The sequence below is a fragment of the Bacillus sp. BPN334 genome, assembly GCF_008368885.1.
Classification (GTDB): Bacteria; Bacillota; Bacilli; order Bacillales; family Bacillaceae_G; genus Bacillus_A; species Bacillus_A wiedmannii.
This window is the reverse complement of sequence record NZ_QOZW01000009.1, coordinates 28,165-45,637: the sequence shown is the minus strand read 5'-3', so window position 1 is coordinate 45,637 and position 17,473 is coordinate 28,165. Positions and strand designations below refer to the sequence as shown.

Here is a 17,473-nt window from a genome sequence, read left to right as displayed (position 1 = left end):
TCGTCACGCGTTTTTTGTTTTTGTCATTCTATGAATTGCCTTCCACGCTTCTTCTTTTCCAAGTCCTGTTTCAGAAGAGAATAGAACGATTTCATCACCAATTTCAACAGCAAGCGTTTCTTTTACAACTTTTAAATGCTTTTGCCATTTCCCTTTCGGAATTTTATCGGCTTTCGTCGCAATAATAATTGTTGGGATTTCATAATGCTTTAAGAAATCATACATCATCACGTCATCATTTGTTGGTTGGTGACGTAAATCAACTACTAATACAGCTGCGTCTAATTGCTCACGTGTTGTAAAGTAAGTCTCAATCATCTTGCCCCATGCTGCGCGCTCTGTTTTAGATACTTTCGCATAGCCATAACCTGGAACGTCAACAAAATGCATCATCTCATTGATTAAGAAAAAGTTCAACGTTTGCGTTTTCCCTGGTTTAGAAGAAATACGTACTAACTTTTTACGATTTAAAATTTTATTAATAAAGGAAGACTTCCCGACATTTGAACGACCTGCTAATGCAATTTCTGGTAAATCACTGTCTGGATATTGTTCTGGTTTAACAGCACTAATTACAATATCTGCTTTTGTTACTTTCATTGTTTCACTCCTACTAATGCGTGCTCCAATACTTCATCTAAATGAGATGCAAGCACAAACGTAAGGTTTTCTTTTACGCTTTCTGGAATATCATCTAAATCTTTCTCGTTTTCTGCTGGCAAAATAATTTTTGTTAAGCCTGCGCGGTGAGCACTTAATGTTTTTTCTTTTAAACCACCAATTGGTAATACACGACCACGAAGTGTAATTTCACCTGTCATCCCCACTTCTTTACTTACAGGAATACCTGTTAGTGCAGAAATAAGTGCCGTTGCCATCGTAATACCTGCTGACGGTCCATCTTTTGGAACTGCTCCTTCTGGAACATGAATATGAATATCATTTTTCTCATGGAAATTCGGATCAATCTGAAGCTCTTCTGCACGAGAACGAATATAGCTAAACGCTGCTTGTGCGGATTCTTTCATAACATCCCCAAGTTTACCTGTTAAAATTAATTTCCCTTTACCTGGCGCTACAGACACTTCAATCGCAAGTGTATCACCGCCTGCTGCTGTATACGCTAACCCTGTTGCCATACCAACTTGGTCTGTTTTTTCGGCTTGTCCATAACGGAATATGTGCTTACCAAGTAAATCAACAATGTTTTTCTCTGTTACTACAATACGCTTGCGTTCTGCTGTAACGATAATTTTTGCTGCTTTACGACAAACTTTTGCAATTTGACGCTCTAGCGTACGAACACCAGCCTCACGTGTATAATAACGAATAATTTCAAGAAGTGCTTCATCACGTACTTGTAAATTACCTTTACGTAAGCCATGCTCTTTTAATTGTTTCGGCAATAAATGTTCACGGGCAATATGAACTTTTTCAAGTTCTGTATAGCCAGCAATCGAAATAATTTCCATACGGTCAAGCAGCGGACCTGGAACACTTGAAAGTGTATTCGCAGTTGCTACAAACATAACTTTCGATAGATCATACGGTTCTTCAATGTAATGATCACTGAAGTTATGGTTTTGTTCTGGGTCTAACACTTCAAGTAATGCCGCTGACGGATCTCCACGGAAGTCGTTAGACATTTTATCAATCTCATCTAATAAAAAGACTGGATTAACTGTTTTCGCCTTTTTCATACCTTGAATAATGCGTCCTGGCATCGCTCCAACGTACGTACGACGGTGACCACGGATTTCCGATTCATCACGTACACCACCAAGGGATACACGGACGAAATTACGATTTAATGATGTTGCAATCGAACGCGCTAACGAAGTTTTCCCGACCCCAGGAGGTCCTACTAAGCAAAGGATAGGCCCTTTTAATGAATTCGTTAACTTCTGTACAGCTAAATATTCCAGTACGCGCTCTTTCACTTTCTCGAGACCGTAATGATCTTTGTTCAAAATCTCTTCAGAATGAGCAAGATCAATCATATCTTCTGTCGCTTCTGTCCATGGAAGTGCTAATAACCAATCCATATAATTGCGAATAACACCGCTCTCCGCAGAACTTGCTGGTAACTTTTCATAACGGTCTAATTCTTTCAGTGCAGCCTTCATTGTTTCTTCAGGCATTCCCGACTGTTCAATTTTCTCACGAAGTTCTTCAACTTCCCCGCCCTTACCTTCTTTATCACCAAGTTCAGTTTGAATCGCCTTCATTTGCTCACGTAAGAAATACTCTTTTTGCGTGCGCTCCATTGAACGTTTCACTTTTTGTCCAATTTTCTTTTCTAAACTAAGTAACTCTTGTTCATCTTGAATAATTGAAATAAGTGTATGTAATCGTTCCTTCACAGATACAATCTCTAAGATTTCTTGTTTCTGCTTCGTTTTAATCGGCAAGTGAGAAGCAATTAAATCAGCTAATCTTCCTGGCTCTTCTACATCAGCTACCGTTGCAAATGTTTCATTTGAAACTTTTTTCGAAACTTTAATATATTGTTCGAAATGCTCGAGTAATGTACGCATAAGAGCTTTCTCTTCTAGATCATCTTCCACTTCTTCAGTTACCGTTTTGATAGAAACCTGCACTACATTCTCTTCTTCGATAAACTCTACTACTTCAGCTCTATGTAAACCTTCTACAAGGACACGAAGCGTACCGTTCGGCAATTTTAACATTTGCTTCACTTTCGCCACTGTACCTACACTATATATGTCATCTTCTTTCGGATCATCGATATTCATTTCTTTTTGCATCGCTAAAAAGATGATATTTTCATCCATTGCCGCCTGCTCTAGTGCTTGTATCGATTTATCACGTCCTACATCAAGATGCAGAACCATCGTTGGATATACGAGAACGCCTCTTAATGGTAGGAGGGGTACGATTCTTTCATTCGTATTCATACTAGACATAGCACCTCCATAATAAATTAAACTCCTGTTCAACTATTTTATATTACAATACATCTAGATGCAATTGCAGAGATTTTCCGCAATTGTAAATCTCTCGTTTTTTCTCTCTTATAAAAAGGAAAAAAGACTCCGCTTAAGCATACAAACTTAAACGAAGTCTGGCAAATTTTATTATCGTTCATTCTCACATTGATTGTGCATCTGTTTCATCCACAGTATTATGTATATCAAGGTCTCGATGCATATTTTCCTGCATAAATGTTAGCTCAAATACTTCTTTTAACTTACGAACAGGAATGATTTCAATTCCTTTTATTGTATACAAAAACGGTTGCATGTTTTCAGCAGGAATGATGACTTTCTTAGCACCTGCTTTTTTCGCGGCTTTTATTTTTGCGTACACACCACCAATAGGTTTCACTTCCCCATGTATACTTATCTCACCGGTCATCGCTACTTCATTACTCACATACGTACGATGCACTGCTGAATATACACCTGTTGCCATAGCAATACCTGCCGAAGGCCCATCAATTGGGATACCACCTGGAAAATTAATATGTATATCATACCCTTCTGGCAACACATCTAGAGAACGAAGTACTGTTAATACATTATCTACAGAACCTTTCGCCATACTTTTACGGCGAATGGATTTCGTTTGACTACCAATACTTTCCTCTTCCACAATACCAGTTACATTTACTGATCCTTTATCTTTCGCCTTGATTGCTGTTACTTCAATTTCTAATAACGCGCCTGTATTTGGTCCGTATACAGCAAGTCCATTTACAAGACCGATTCTCGGAATAGGATAAATACGTTTTTCATATTTCGGTGTAAGTTGACTAGAGTGAACAACCCACTCTATATCTTCATCTTTAATGAAAGAACGTTCTTCATTTATTGCCATACCAGCAGAAATTTGTACAAGGTTAATCGCTTCTCGTCCATTTCTTGCATACATTCCGATCATTTCAATACCATTTTTACCTATTTGCATTTCCACTTTATCAGCTGCATTCTTCGCTACTTTTTGAATCTCTTCTGTATCTAACTCACGGAAAAACACTTCTAAACAGCGTGACCGAATAGCAGGAGGAATCTCCTCTGGCGAACGTGTCGTCGCCCCAACTAAGCGAAAATCGGCTGGCAAACCTTTTTGAAAAATATCATGTATATACGTTGGAATCATCGAATTTTCTTCACTATAGTACGCACTTTCCAAAAATACTTTCCGATCTTCTAACACCTTTAACATTTTGTTCATTTGAATTGGATGTAATTCACCAATCTCATCAATGAACAAAATACCACCATGCGCATCTGTTACAGCTCCTTTTTTCGGCTGTGGGATACCCGCTTGCCCCATTGCACCGGCCCCTTGATAAATCGGATCATGGACTGAACCAATTAATGGGTCTGCAATACCACGTTCATCAAATCTTGCTGTCGTCGCATCAAGTTCGATAAATGTTGCATTTGTACGAAATGGAGATTTCGGATTGCGTTTCGCTTCTTCCAATACAAGACGTGCTGCCGCTGTCTTCCCGACACCTGGCGGACCATATATAATTACATGTTGCGGATTCGGACCACAAAGAGCCGCTTTTAACGACCTAATTCCGTCCTCTTGCCCTACAATATCTAAAAAGGATGTAGGACGTACCTTTTCCGCAAGCGGCTCTGTTAAAGAAATCTCACGCATTTTACGAAGCTGTTCTAATTCTTTTTTCGATTCTCGATCAATTGAAACTTTTTGTGTTCGCTGATTTCGAAGTAAATGCCAAAAATACAATCCGACAATTACACCAAAAACAAGTTGAACAAGTAAAAATATATTTGTCCAGCTCATAATTTATTTCCTCCCGCAATGTTTTATCACTTAGTATTTCCGTGGAGGAACATAGCTAAACATAAAGAAAAACAGCAATTATAAAAATTGCTGTTTCTTCTTCGCACTATGCAGATGTTTTTGTATCAAGTACAGTACCGTCTTGTAACACCAATTTCGGTGGTTCATTATCAGCTACTGTTTCTTTCGTCAGAATACACTTCTCGATATCTTTGCGAGATGGAAGTTCGAACATTACATCAAGCATTAAGCCTTCAATAATAGAACGAAGTCCACGAGCACCTGTTTTACGTTCAATTGCTTTTTTCGCAATTTCAATTAGTGCACCTTCTTCAAACTCTAACTCAACATCGTCAAGCTCCAATAGTTTTTGGAATTGCTTAACAAGTGCATTTTTTGGTTTCGTTAAAATATCTACAAGAGCATCTTCATCAAGCGGCTCTAGGTTCGCAATAACTGGAAGACGACCGATAAACTCCGGAATTAAACCGAATCTTAAAAGATCCTCTGGTAAAACGTGAGATAAAACATGCTTCTCATTTACATCAGCATTTTTCTTCTCAGCACCAAATCCAATTACTTTCTCACCAAGGCGACGTTTAATAATTGGCTCAATGCCATCAAACGCTCCACCACAAATGAATAGGATATTCGTTGTATCAATTTGAATGAACTCTTGATGCGGATGCTTACGACCACCTTGAGGTGGAACGCTCGCTACAGTACCTTCTAAAATTTTCAGAAGTGCCTGCTGTACGCCTTCACCAGATACATCACGTGTAATTGATGGATTTTCGGACTTACGTGCCACTTTATCAATCTCATCAATATAAATGATTCCTTTTTCCGCTTTCTCTACATCATAATCAGCTGCTTGGATTAATTTTAGTAAGATGTTTTCTACATCTTCCCCTACATATCCAGCTTCTGTTAAAGATGTTGCGTCCGCGATCGCAAATGGAACATTTAAAATACGCGCTAATGTTTGTGCCAATAATGTTTTACCACTACCAGTTGGCCCAATAAGTGAAATATTACTCTTCGCTAATTCTACATCATCAATTTTACTGTTAGAATTAATGCGTTTGTAATGGTTATATACCGCTACCGCTAGTGCTTTTTTCGCGTTATCTTGTCCGATGACATACTCATCTAAGATTTCACGAATTTCTACCGGTTTCGGTACATCTTTGAATTCTACTTCTTCGTCCTTCGCAAGCTCCTCTTGTACAATTTCAGTACAAAGTTCGATACACTCGTCACAAATGTAAACACCTGGACCTGCAACTAACTTTCGAACTTGCGTTTGTGTTTTACCACAGAAAGAACATTTTAATTGACCTTTTTCATCATTAAATTTAAACATATTTTCACACCCCTTACAAAGTGCTAACCTCTTGCCTTCGTATGTACACGATAAATGTATCGTATGTAAATACATATTATGTCACTACGTGGCGAGAAATACAAATAATATGACTAGTTATGTACAAATAAAAAAATTTTAAAACTTTTGAAATATGTATATTCGACTTGTAAAGGAAGTTTTCCTCCTTCATCGAAAAGTTTTATAAATATATTTCTATATTTATAAAACAAGGCACGATTAAAATCGCGCCTTGTTATTTTATTATGCAGCGTTGTCTACTAAGAAGTCTACAGCTTTACGCACTTTAAGGTCTTCAGATAAAGCGTCTACGCTTCCAAGAGCTTGCTTGATAGCGTCTACTGGCATACCGTACATTTCAGCCATTTTTTCAACTTCTGCAGTTACTTCTTCTTCAGTAACTTCGATGTTTTCAGCTTCAATGATAGCTTCAAGAACAAGGTTGATTCTTACGCGTTTTTGAGCGTCTTCTTTCATTTGCTCTTTTAACTTGTCAGCGTCAGTACCTGTGAATTGGTAGTAAAGCTCAAGGTTCATACCTTGTTGGCTTAAACGTTGCTCGAATTCACGAACCATACGATCTAACTCAGTGTCGATCATAGCTTCTGGAATCTCGATTTCAGCGTTAGCAGCAGCTAATTCTACTACTTCGTCACGTACTTTGTGCTCAGCTTCGTGCTTTTTGCCTTCTTCTAAGTTTGTACGAAGTTTTGTTTTTAATTCATCAAGAGTTGCAACTTCTTCGTCAGCTTCTTTAGCGAACTCGTCGTTTAACTCAGGAAGTTCTTTTGTTTTGATTTCGTGAATTGTTACTTTGAATGTAGCTGGTTTACCAGCTAATTCAGCAGCGTGGTACTCTTCTGGGAATGAAACTTCAACTTCTTTAGAATCACCAGATTTAAGACCAATTACTTGCTCTTCGAAACCAGGGATGAAAGTACCAGAACCGATTGCAAGAGAATAGTTTTCGCCTTTTCCGCCTTCAAATGCTTCGCCATCAACGAAACCTTCGAAGTCGATTACAGCTGTATCACCGTTTTCAACAGTTCCTTCTTCTTTAACAACTAGTTCAGCTTGACGCTCTTGTAAAGATTTTAATTCGTTCTCTACATCTTCGTCAGTTACAGTTGTTTCAACTTTTTCTACTGCTAAACCTTTGTACTCACCTAATTTAACTTCAGGTTTCACTGTAACTTTTGCAGTGAAGATAAGGTTAGCATTTTTTTCGAACTTCTCGATGTTGATTTCAGGATGATCAACTGGGAAGATACCAGCTTCATCAATCGCTTCACCGTATGCTTTTGGTAAGATGATATCTATAGCATCTTGATATAAAGATTCGATACCAAAGCGTTGTTCGAATAACGGACGAGGCATTTTTCCTTTACGGAAACCTGGTACGTTGATTGTTTGTACTACTTTTTTGAACGCAGCGTCGATAGAGTTGTTTACTTCTTTAGCATCAACTTCGATTGTTAAAACGCCTACGTTACCTTCTAATTTTTCCCATTTTGTAGCCATTTATTCTTTCCCTCCAACTATAATAATGTATGCACATACCTCTATAGATTAAAATCTTCATTATCTCTTTTTTGAAATAACAAAAGTACAAATAATCCTCTAGCAAAAGCTTTCAGATATAATGTTCCAATCTACTAATTGTCTAAAAGACAACTACGGTATATTTTGTTCGAGAATAATATGAAACATATTAAGTAAGAGAATTACACTTCTCTTCTCTTACAAACAGGCAGATTTCTGCCTTTTGCAACCCTTACATTATAACATAGAATATGCTCGTTTCAAGAACCGAACGATTCTTTTTCATAATTATACGGGCAAATATCCTTCTCTTTCAACACGTAATAACCATTGATAGGCAATATGAAACTCTTCTAATTCAATATTATACGCTGTCATAAGCTCTTCTTCATCAATAGTCAATCCGAAACGTTTTCTTCCAATTCTCTCTAAAACAGCAGCCCAAATCTCCACTTTATCCATTAATAGAGCGAATGGGAAAACGCTAATTCGCAATTCTTTCCAATATGTAACCATTGCATCAAATATATCGGGATAATTTTGCTCTAATCGGCTTGATAATGTATGTATAATGTTATCGGATTGCTCCTCATTATGACCTGTAAATGCTGGAATCACCTTGATCGTATTCCCAAACTTTTCCACTTCTACCTCTTCTTCTATTTGATTTTCTATCATTTTATATAAAATAGAAGTTTTCAAATAAGGGTGCTGTTTTTCGTCTATTAAAACTTTCTTTAAAATAGGTAATGCAAGATCCAAGTCTTTTAACGAAAGTTGCTGAATCGCTCTTAGCTTTTGTCCAAAGTTTTCTCCAAACATTTCATTAGTAAACTCATCCAATTCAAAATTCGAATCGACTAGTGACGTATCTACTTCACTTAACATACCTTCTGCAAATAAAGCGAGCTGTGCTAATTTTTCCTTTTGCTCAGGCATTACATCTTTCGTTTGCAAAACCTTTTCAACGATTTCAATGACACCTTCATAATCATTTGTTTGAACTAAAATCGTCACATATGTTTCAAGAATATCACCAAATAATACAGCTCCTGTTTCAAGTAACTGTTCACATTTGTCTTTCGCTTCTTCCATATGTTTTAATTCTAACAAACAAATAACAGAAGCGAGTTCCGTTTGTTCCGTTTCTGCATTATACTGACGTAATATTTCAAAGCAGCGCAATGCATCTTCGAATTTCCGCTCTTTCAGCGCTAAAAAACCTTCATCAATATATCGCTCTGATAGTTGTGGAAACAATACGACCGTATTTTCTTTTTTATCCATACGTCCGCCTCTTTTTCTAGATTTTAATTATCTTTAAAGTAAATATATCAAATGAGTAATAAGAACACAACATCCCAAAACCCTTTGTTTGAAATATGGAAATATTTAATTTTTATATTTGAATATAAACAAATCCTTACCGAAAATTAAAAATGTGCAAATAAAAATCCTCAGCAATTAAAGCAGAGGATTCATCATTAATGGAAAGCTTTTATAATAGTGGGGTATATAACAAGGGTAATAATTTGGAGAACAATAATTGCCATAACAATCATGCTACAATAGAAGATTGGTTTACTTCGCTTCATTAAAAACATAATAATAAGCATCGTACAAGCAAACAAACTTAAAAAGAACAAACTCGTTGTCGAACTAAGTATACCACTCGGGACAAAGAACAATAACACTACACTACAAGTACCTATAATTCCAAATAACCATTCCATTCATTCACTCATTCCCTTTCCCTCTCATGGCAGTTTTTTTACTAAGCGATTAAATGTTTTACAACATCAACTACATACGTTAATTTCTCATACGCTACAAATCCAAAAGCAACTGTTAAACCCGTTACGATTAACCCTTTCATCATTTCTTCCTCCTCGTTTTATCGTTGTTACCTTCATTATAGAGGATTAGCAATTTGTTACCATCGAACTTCCTTACAGTTACCTTACAGAATTGTAAGATTTCAAAATGGATAGAAAAAAACCTCATATTACTTGAGAGGTTTTCACGGAATTTCTCTATAATTACTTACAAGATTAACTTTTTTCTCTTGATTTTTTTCGGAGAATCCACTCTTAAACTGATAGATTTACTAAATAACTTAGAGTTGAAATAATTATTCGTTACTTTTCTTAACTTACCTTTAAAAATTTTCAATTATAAGAAAACACTTTATTGAAATCATGTTAATATATTTTTATACAATTTAGAATTTAATTTACAAGGGGGGATTATATATGTTTAAGAAAATGGCTGCAGATGTATTAGGACTAAGCGATGTTGGTTCTGTCATCACACCGAAAGATTACGATAAAGTTGACGCTGATGATTACGTGATGCATGAAGATGGGGAGAAAATTTATTTTCTAATCAAATCAAAATCAGATGAATATTGTTTCACAAACAAAGGATTACTTCACCTAGATGGTACAAGCGCAACAAGTAAAAAACGTACACTACGCCGCTTTAGCTATAGTAAATATCAAATTAAAAATGTAGCACTTGAAACTGCGGGAACAATTGATTTAGATGTAGAAATTAAGTTTCAAATGGGAGATGAGCATTATTCAATTGATGTTCATAAAAAACATATCGAAGAATTAAAAGATTTATATAAGGCTTTACTTAAAATAGAAGAAATTTCATACGACAACGACATTACATTGCAGTATGCACATAAAAGTCTAGATATGGCATCTAACGCTTTCAGCCGTATTTCAAACGCACAAGTAAATTTAGCAGAACAATTTAAAGAAATGAACGAGATCGCCTTTAACTGGCTCGTTGATACGAAGAAACAATATAACGTGAAAGATTATGGTTTTGTCTTTGACAAATTTATTAATAACTAATTTAAAACAAACAAAAAACCTTGTTATCAAAAGATAACAAGGTTTTTTTAGCGTCCCAGGAGAGAGTTGAACTCCCACTCCGCTCATTTCTGTACTATTTTATATATTTTGATCGCAGTCTTAATATATCTTCTCCTTCACGAATGCCTGCCGATCCCTTCCTCACATTTTTTATGACAGTCCAATCTGGGTTAGTTTCATCACCGATGTTCTGTACTGTAAAGTTGCCATCACCATATTTCCGGTGACCTTCTGCCAATTTCTCCGTTAAATCATTCTCATTTGATCTCGCCATCTTTGCGCCATCTCCCTTTTTTATACAACCTTCTTAAACTGTCCAACCAATCACACGTCCAGTCAATTGGAGATTCTCGTTTTCCGCTTCTATTAATTGTAACACACTGTCGTGGATAAGTTCCGATAACAGCTGCTCAATCGTACTAGAATGGTAAAAAGTTTTATAACATTCTAAGTGAATAATTAGGAGAATATGGATATGGATTTAAGTTCCATCATAAGCCTATCGATTCTTTAAATTAAATATGAGGAACAGGGCGCATAAACGGCGCTCTTTTCTTAATGTACTTCAATCTGTAATATATAATAATTATCATATATTACGTTATATTTTACACCTCTTGCACATACATCAATTTTTAAACAAACAAAAAACCTTGTTATCAAAAGATAACAAGGTTTTTTTAGCGTCCCAGGAGAGATTCGAACTCCCGACCGTACGCTTAGAAGGCGTATGCTCTATCCGGCTGAGCTACTGGGACATGGAGCGGGTGAAGAGAATCGAACTCTCGACCAGAGCTTGGAAGGCTCTTGTTTTACCACTAAACTACACCCGCATATGTTATTTTATTTTTCTTCGTTAGCGCTGTTGCCCTATCGACAATATTTATTATATGTATAACCATACATAAAGTCAACACCTTTTTTAAAAGAGGATAATTTTTCTTATCCTCTTTTAAAAACTGCTTGTTCAACTAGTTGTCCGTCTAATGTTTCAAAACGAACTTCCATTTGATTTTCATCCATTTCTAATAAAGCAAATGTCTTTTCTACACGCTGACGTGGCAATAAAATACTGCCTGGATTAATAAATAATACGCCGTCGATTAATTCTGCACCTAATACGTGAGAGTGTCCGAAGCATGCAACTTGCGCCCCTACCTCTTCTGCATGGTACGCTAATGTTTGTAATGTCATTTTCACGTTATGACGATGTCCGTGCACAACTACGAAACGAATGCCATCTACATCAGTTACAATTTCGTCTTGAAAGTTAGCATAATCACAGTTCCCTTTTACAACATGGAAACCTTGCAGCTCTTCATGAGCAGGCGTTAGCTCTGAATCACCGCAATGAATCATGATATCTACTTTTCCTTCATATTTCTCTTTCAACTGCTGTAATTCCTTCACGGAGCTATGACTATCGCTTACGATTAAAGCTTTCATCAATCTCTCTCCCTTATTCTCCTAAAAACCATTCAGGGATTTTTTCTTCTAACTTACGAAGAGCACGTCCACGGTGGCTAATGGCATTTTTCTCATCTGAACTTAGTTCCGCCATCGCTTTTTTATATTCTTCCACATAAAAAATCGGATCATATCCAAAGCCGTTTTCCCCGCGGCGCTGCTCTAAAATATACCCTTCGCACGTCCCGTTTACAATGACAGGCTTTTTATCACCTTCAGGGAAAGCCACTGCTAATGCACAGTAGAAACGAGCTTTACGCTTTTCAAACGCTATGTCATTTAATTCTTGTAACACTTTATCAATATTCGCTTGATCATCTTTCGGCTCTCCAGCAAAACGAGCTGAATACACGCCCGGTTTTCCATTTAAAGCATCTACAATAAGACCTGAATCATCCGCGATTACGATCGCATTCAGCTGTCTACTCAGACTATCCGCTTTTAAGATCGCATTTTCTTCAAATGTTTCACCAGTTTCTTCGACTTCTTCAATATGAGGAAAATCGTGTAATGATTTTACTTCTAAATCAAATCGCTCAAATAACTCAGCAAATTCACGTACTTTCCCCATATTTTTTGTCGCTACAACAACTTGTTTCATACTTTCCACCTCTACTCTATATGAGATACGATGTCACCTAACGCTTCTTTTTGCATGTCAATCAGTTGGAAGATGCCTTGTTCCGCAGCATCAAGCAATTCATTTAACTGCGCTCTGCTAAACGTCGCTTCTTCTCCAGTTCCTTGCACTTCAACAAACTGGCCTTTTCCAGTCATAATCACGTTCATATCAACGTCTGCTTTAGAATCTTCTACGTAGTTTAAATCTAAAACAACACCTTGCTCTTCAACAATCCCTACTGACGTTGCTGCTAAATAATCTTTTACTGGAATTTTAGATACTTTTTCTGCTTGTAATAACTTCTCAAACGCTAATACCATTGCTACATATGCACCTGTAATAGAAGCAGTTCTCGTTCCACCATCCGCTTGAATAACATCACAATCAATCCAAACCGTTCTCTCACCAAGTGCTTCTAAGTCAACTACCGCACGTAAAGCTCGTCCAATTAAGCGCTGGATTTCCATTGTACGTCCTGTTACTTTCCCTTTACTTGATTCCCTAATTGTACGTTGTTCTGTTGCACGTGGAATCATCGCATATTCAGCTGTTACCCAGCCCTTTCCTTCTCCACGCATAAACGGTGGGACACGCTCTTCAATTGTCGCTGAGCAAATTACCTTTGTATCCCCAACCTCAATTAATACTGATCCCTCTGGATTTTTTAAATAATTCGTATGAATATGTATATGGCGTAATTCTGTTTTCTCTCTACCATCTACTCGCATAAAAATAACCTCCTCATAACTACTTGTTAGTATAGCCAAATTTAAATGTATGATATGTATACAATAAAAGAAGAGGAACCCAAAAAGCAATTCCCCTTTCTTACTTAAGTATATCAAATTATTGAAGATTAAAAACTACCTGTATTCACGTTTCCTGGACGATCGACAGGTTTTATTAACTTTCCGCCCTTTTCATCTATAAGATTCGCTTTACCATTTACTTCAATAGAAACACTTTTCACGCCTTTCTTTTCTGTTAAAGATAAAACTAACGACTTCAATACGTAATTTGAAACCATATTTTTATCTGGGTTTATAAATATATTTTCATTAAAGTTTAATGTAAGATTTCCATCTTGTAACTTCGGATTCGTAATCAACTTAACTCCTGGATTAAAATCATTCAGAAGCGATTGATGAATCGGTCCTTTTACAAGTTCATCTATAATTGCTGCATAATCACTTTCTTTCCCTTCTACAACGCGGCGTGTTACTGGCACGTAGTATTGCTGTTTATTATTATTTTGTGCCATAAAATAAAGTGTAACTGGTTTTGTATTTGTTACATCCGCTACTTGTTCATCATCGAAGTTGATACCATTAGCACGGCTCACCCCTTCACCAAGCGGTGTACCACCAACAGGCATCTTCGCCAATTTCTCACCATTTATTTGGAACTGCACTTGTTTTATTTCTTTAAATTGCGTCAACGTCCACGCTATTGACTCAACCATTTGACGCTCTTCTTCTTTTGCATAGTTTTTCATTTCTTTAGAAAAATCAATGACTGCCGTCCCATCTTTTTTCAAATTTAAGGTCATCGATGTATTCGCTGGAATGACTGCACGGAACCCATTCGGTAATAAATTCGTTACCGGTCCATCTTTCACAAGGTACTCTAACGTTTGCTGAATGACCTCATTCGCTTTCGGAGTAGGTATAGCTAACGTTTGCGGTACAACATAACCATTTTTATCAACAAGGTATAGTTCTCTATTCACCGTTTGTCCTTGCTTATCTTTCTTAGCTACTTCTTTCTTTCCACCCTCTGTATACGTAACTTGTTTTGGCGGATCAATTTGTTCCGTTGCTTTCTCCTGACTTATAAAGCCACACCCTGTTAGTAAAACAGCGCTCACAGTAGCACCAACAACCCATTTAAAAGTGGATTTAGGCATGCCATTCCCCCCTAAAATCTAAGTTTGTACTATTATGTATACGAGCTGTTTCATGATTTAGAACTAGCTATACTTCTTATAAAGTGAAACTTTAATCAATGGTGGTCTTACTACCCGGCAAATAGCGGGATAAACAAAAAACTCCCGATTTCTCAGGAGCTCACTTATATGGATTCTACTATTATTCTTTTTCTAAATGAATATGTTTCACATTTTCAATCGGTTGACCGAACCATTTTGATGCAATTTCTTTAAATAGGCCTATTTTTCCTGTCGTTAAGAAGAGATGATCACTTTGTTCCTCTCCCTCATTCAACATTTTACTATGGTATAAAATTGTACTTACTTCGCGCGCTGTTTCATCACCTGAACTAATTAGTTGTACTTTATCTCCCATTACTTTTTTAATAACAGGACCTAAAATTGGATAATGTGTACAACCTAAAATAAGTGTATCAATATCAGTATTTTTCAGCGGTTGCAACGTTTCTCGTACAACTTCATACGCCATTTCACTTTCAAAATTTCCACTCTCTACAAGCTCAACGAAAGGCGGACACGCTAAACTTTCTACCATAACACGGTTATTAATAGACTTTAGCGCTTCTTCGTATGCACCACTTTTCACCGTTCCAATCGTTCCAATAATCCCAACATGATACGTGTTTGTCACTTTTAAAGCTGTACGTGATCCTGGGTGAATAACTCCTACCACTGGAATTGGTAATTGTTTCTGCATCTCTTCTAATACAACCGCAGTTGCTGTATTACACGCAATAACTAACATTTTGATATTTAAATCTAGTAAATGCTCCGTCATTTCCCACGTAAATTGACGCACTTCTTCTCGAGAACGTGGACCATAAGGGCAACGTGCTGTATCCCCTAAATATATAATGCGCTCTTTCGGCAACTGACGAATTAATTCCTTCGCTACTGTTAAACCACCAACTCCTGAATCGATAACACCGATTGCTCTATTCAACTTCATCACCCGTTTTCTCATTCATCATCTTATTTTATCATTATATTTTACACACTTTAAGTTCGCTCACTTAAACTGCTTCTGTATGAAAATTTTCATTTGTACCTGTATAGACTAGGACTTTTTTATTTTGCTCCTTTTTTTCATAATTTGCAAGACAGAAAAATAACCGACCTTCTATATGAAAGTCGGTTTCTTCTATATAAAGTACATATTTATCGCTCCATCTTTTTTTGGAAAGAAGACATTCCTATTAATAAGAAGAAATGAGCAGAGATTAAAATGACGATTAAAATAAAATTCAAACGATAACTATTTGTAGATTCCATAATTTTGCTTGCTACAGCTGGTCCAAATGCCATACCGAAAAAGTTAATTAAATTATATAAACCAAGACCGACTCCAACTTTAGCTGGATGTAATGTTTTCGGTATAAATGTGTTTACTGATACTTGAATGGCTGAATAACTCATAAACGTTAAAATAATCGCCAACACAATAACGACTATGTTCCCGTTTGGAATAATCCCTAAAATTAAAAAGCCAACGATCATAATGACAGACGCTACATAAATCATATTCACATTTCCAAACGAAGGGACAATCTTTCCAGTAATAAAACTAGATACAATACCAAAAAGTGATGCAACAAACAAAACAATTCCGATAACAAATGGAGACAATCCGTGCTCTCTACCTAACAGCAATGGTAATAATAATAAACTAGCACATAGCGCCACATTCATTATAAATCCGACCGCTATTAAACGAAGAAATGGTTTATTTGTAAACAACTCAATATCAATAAATGGATGCTCCGCGTTCTTCATACGAACCGTGAATAAAAATAAGAAAGCTACCGATAACATAAATAGCCAACTATTAATATTTACACCTAATAAAACAGTCGTAATGAACGCAAATAATAACACCGCTCCAATGTAATCAAAATGAAACGCTCCATCCGTATGCTGCGCCTCTTCTGGCATAAATTTCATAAGCAAGAAAATCCCAACTACTGAAATAACCATAAATAAAAATAAATATGGCCACCCCAATGTATTTGTAATAGCCCCGCCAACTAAAGGACCAACACCTATTGCTAATGCAATAGAAGAACTAATCATCGCTAACGCACCAGGCTTCTTATCAGGAACAACTAATTTTGCCACTGCAATCATACTAAGCGCAATAAACGCCGCGCCCCCACTTGCCTGCACTAATCTTGCAAGAATGGTAATCGCATAAGATTGATTCATAAATCCAATAATAGAACCCGCTACAAATATGATAATTGAAATAATTAATAGTTTTTTTACACTATAACGATCAGCCAACTTCCCGTAGATCATCGAACCAATACCGACAACTAACGAATACCCTACTACAACCCAACTTACTTTCGATTGGCTAATGGATAAATCATTCGCAATATCCTCTAAAGCTACATTAAATAACACCGCATTCATCGGTCCTAATAAAACGATAAAACATAATGTGAAAACAAACCATTTTGAATGGTTGCTTATAACTTTCCCCATGTGTAACACCTCTCCTGATTGTAATAATTCTAAATGAAAAATAAAGTTGTTTAGCTCTGCTATCACTATTAAACAACTTCATCAAATGTATACATGTATCGCGCGACAAACTGAATTCGAAACGAAACATGTACGTTGTTCGATATTCATGGAACTATCATAGTTTCAGCATTACACTTTGTCAACGAAAAACATACAAAGTGAACTAATTTAGTGTTTTTAGTTTACTTTGTTCAAAAATTATTATACACTAATTTCGAATCCGATATAAGGAGGACTGACATGGTTATTCAAATTTGCAATTTCTAACTTAATAAAATCAAGTAAATAAAGAATTTTTATATAGAAGAAAC

15 protein-coding genes and 2 tRNA genes are annotated in these 17,473 nt (G+C 36.4%); 1 reads left to right on the top strand and 16 read right to left on the bottom strand.

What is annotated here, in order from left to right:
- Positions 1-3 precede the first annotated feature (3 nt).
- From ysxC to DN393_RS14830, 7 genes are all read right to left on the bottom strand, one after another.
- Positions 4-600, bottom strand: a complete 597-nt coding sequence (ysxC, locus tag DN393_RS14860; RefSeq protein WP_000869124.1) for a ribosome biogenesis GTP-binding protein YsxC — start codon at positions 598-600, stop codon at positions 4-6.
- Complete coding sequence (gene lon / locus DN393_RS14855; RefSeq protein ID WP_000097312.1) at positions 597-2,927, bottom strand: endopeptidase La; 2,331 nt, start codon at positions 2,925-2,927, stop codon at positions 597-599. The genes ysxC and lon overlap by 4 nt, the downstream gene beginning before the upstream one ends.
- A 184-nt stretch (positions 2,928-3,111) precedes the next feature.
- Positions 3,112-4,782, bottom strand: a complete 1,671-nt coding sequence (lonB, locus tag DN393_RS14850; protein ID WP_064474679.1) for an ATP-dependent protease LonB — start codon at positions 4,780-4,782, stop codon at positions 3,112-3,114.
- A 106-nt stretch (positions 4,783-4,888) separates the two neighbouring features.
- A complete protein-coding gene (gene clpX / locus DN393_RS14845) occupies positions 4,889-6,148 on the bottom strand; it encodes an ATP-dependent protease ATP-binding subunit ClpX (protein WP_000472283.1) in 1,260 nt (419 codons plus the stop codon).
- 264 nt (positions 6,149-6,412) lie between these two features.
- Positions 6,413-7,690: a trigger factor gene (gene tig, locus DN393_RS14840; protein WP_064474678.1), complete on the bottom strand. Its 1,278-nt coding sequence runs from the start codon at positions 7,688-7,690 to the stop codon at positions 6,413-6,415.
- A 309-nt stretch (positions 7,691-7,999) separates the two neighbouring features.
- Positions 8,000-8,998: a hypothetical protein gene (locus tag DN393_RS14835; RefSeq protein WP_088048061.1), complete on the bottom strand. Its 999-nt coding sequence runs from the start codon at positions 8,996-8,998 to the stop codon at positions 8,000-8,002.
- Between the two features lie 197 nt (positions 8,999-9,195).
- Positions 9,196-9,444, bottom strand: coding sequence for a hypothetical protein (locus DN393_RS14830; protein WP_001973787.1), 249 nt, complete (start codon positions 9,442-9,444; stop codon positions 9,196-9,198).
- 519 nt (positions 9,445-9,963) lie between these two features.
- Between DN393_RS14830 and DN393_RS14825 the strand changes: the two genes are divergently transcribed.
- Positions 9,964-10,578 (top strand): PH domain-containing protein, encoded by a 615-nt coding sequence (locus tag DN393_RS14825; protein WP_000473874.1) that lies wholly within the window; start codon positions 9,964-9,966, stop codon positions 10,576-10,578.
- A 94-nt stretch (positions 10,579-10,672) separates the two neighbouring features.
- Here the strand turns inward: DN393_RS14825 and DN393_RS14820 are convergent, their stop codons facing one another.
- The 9 genes from DN393_RS14820 to DN393_RS14780 form a co-directional block, all read right to left on the bottom strand.
- Complete coding sequence (locus DN393_RS14820; protein ID WP_000124457.1) at positions 10,673-10,873, bottom strand: hypothetical protein; 201 nt, start codon at positions 10,871-10,873, stop codon at positions 10,673-10,675.
- A gap of 410 nt (positions 10,874-11,283) precedes the next feature.
- A tRNA-Arg gene (locus DN393_RS14815) sits at positions 11,284-11,357 on the bottom strand.
- A 1-nt stretch (position 11,358) separates the two neighbouring features.
- Positions 11,359-11,432, bottom strand: a tRNA-Gly gene (locus tag DN393_RS14810).
- Positions 11,433-11,541: 109 nt separating this feature from the next.
- Positions 11,542-12,045: a metallophosphoesterase gene (locus DN393_RS14805; RefSeq protein ID WP_064474675.1), complete on the bottom strand. Its 504-nt coding sequence runs from the start codon at positions 12,043-12,045 to the stop codon at positions 11,542-11,544.
- A gap of 13 nt (positions 12,046-12,058) precedes the next feature.
- A complete protein-coding gene (locus DN393_RS14800) occupies positions 12,059-12,667 on the bottom strand; it encodes an XTP/dITP diphosphatase (RefSeq protein ID WP_046956272.1) in 609 nt (202 codons plus the stop codon).
- A gap of 11 nt (positions 12,668-12,678) precedes the next feature.
- Complete coding sequence (gene rph / locus DN393_RS14795; RefSeq protein ID WP_001261774.1) at positions 12,679-13,416, bottom strand: ribonuclease PH; 738 nt, start codon at positions 13,414-13,416, stop codon at positions 12,679-12,681.
- A 128-nt stretch (positions 13,417-13,544) separates the two neighbouring features.
- Positions 13,545-14,594, bottom strand: a complete 1,050-nt coding sequence (gene gerM / locus DN393_RS14790; RefSeq protein WP_149173651.1) for a spore germination protein GerM — start codon at positions 14,592-14,594, stop codon at positions 13,545-13,547.
- Positions 14,595-14,775: 181 nt separating this feature from the next.
- On the bottom strand, positions 14,776-15,585 hold the full coding sequence (gene racE / locus DN393_RS14785; protein ID WP_000774000.1) for a glutamate racemase: 810 nt from the start codon (positions 15,583-15,585) through the stop codon (positions 14,776-14,778).
- A gap of 209 nt (positions 15,586-15,794) precedes the next feature.
- On the bottom strand, positions 15,795-17,120 hold the full coding sequence (locus DN393_RS14780) for an MFS transporter (protein WP_149173650.1): 1,326 nt from the start codon (positions 17,118-17,120) through the stop codon (positions 15,795-15,797).
- Positions 17,121-17,473: the final 353 nt, after the last annotated feature.

Bases quoted from the DNA above. Each gene is read 5' to 3' on its own strand.
- ysxC (WP_000869124.1), bottom strand. From the start codon at position 600: ATGAAAGTAACAAAAGCAGATATTGTAATTAGTGCTGTTAAACCAGAA.
- gerM (WP_149173651.1), bottom strand. From the start codon at position 14,594: ATGCCTAAATCCACTTTTAAATGGGTTGTTGGTGCTACTGTGAGCGCT.
- DN393_RS14835 (WP_088048061.1), bottom strand. From the start codon at position 8,998: ATGGATAAAAAAGAAAATACGGTCGTATTGTTTCCACAACTATCAGAG.
- DN393_RS14825 (WP_000473874.1), top strand. From the start codon at position 9,964: ATGTTTAAGAAAATGGCTGCAGATGTATTAGGACTAAGCGATGTTGGT.
- DN393_RS14830 (WP_001973787.1), bottom strand. From the start codon at position 9,444: ATGGAATGGTTATTTGGAATTATAGGTACTTGTAGTGTAGTGTTATTG.
- DN393_RS14800 (WP_046956272.1), bottom strand. From the start codon at position 12,667: ATGAAACAAGTTGTTGTAGCGACAAAAAATATGGGGAAAGTACGTGAA.
- DN393_RS14780 (WP_149173650.1), bottom strand. From the start codon at position 17,120: ATGGGGAAAGTTATAAGCAACCATTCAAAATGGTTTGTTTTCACATTA.
- tig (WP_064474678.1), bottom strand. From the start codon at position 7,690: ATGGCTACAAAATGGGAAAAATTAGAAGGTAACGTAGGCGTTTTAACA.
- racE (WP_000774000.1), bottom strand. From the start codon at position 15,585: ATGAAGTTGAATAGAGCAATCGGTGTTATCGATTCAGGAGTTGGTGGT.
- lon (WP_000097312.1), bottom strand. From the start codon at position 2,927: ATGTCTAGTATGAATACGAATGAAAGAATCGTACCCCTCCTACCATTA.
- DN393_RS14805 (WP_064474675.1), bottom strand. From the start codon at position 12,045: ATGAAAGCTTTAATCGTAAGCGATAGTCATAGCTCCGTGAAGGAATTA.
- DN393_RS14820 (WP_000124457.1), bottom strand. From the start codon at position 10,873: ATGGCGAGATCAAATGAGAATGATTTAACGGAGAAATTGGCAGAAGGT.
- rph (WP_001261774.1), bottom strand. From the start codon at position 13,416: ATGCGAGTAGATGGTAGAGAGAAAACAGAATTACGCCATATACATATT.
- clpX (WP_000472283.1), bottom strand. From the start codon at position 6,148: ATGTTTAAATTTAATGATGAAAAAGGTCAATTAAAATGTTCTTTCTGT.
- lonB (WP_064474679.1), bottom strand. From the start codon at position 4,782: ATGAGCTGGACAAATATATTTTTACTTGTTCAACTTGTTTTTGGTGTA.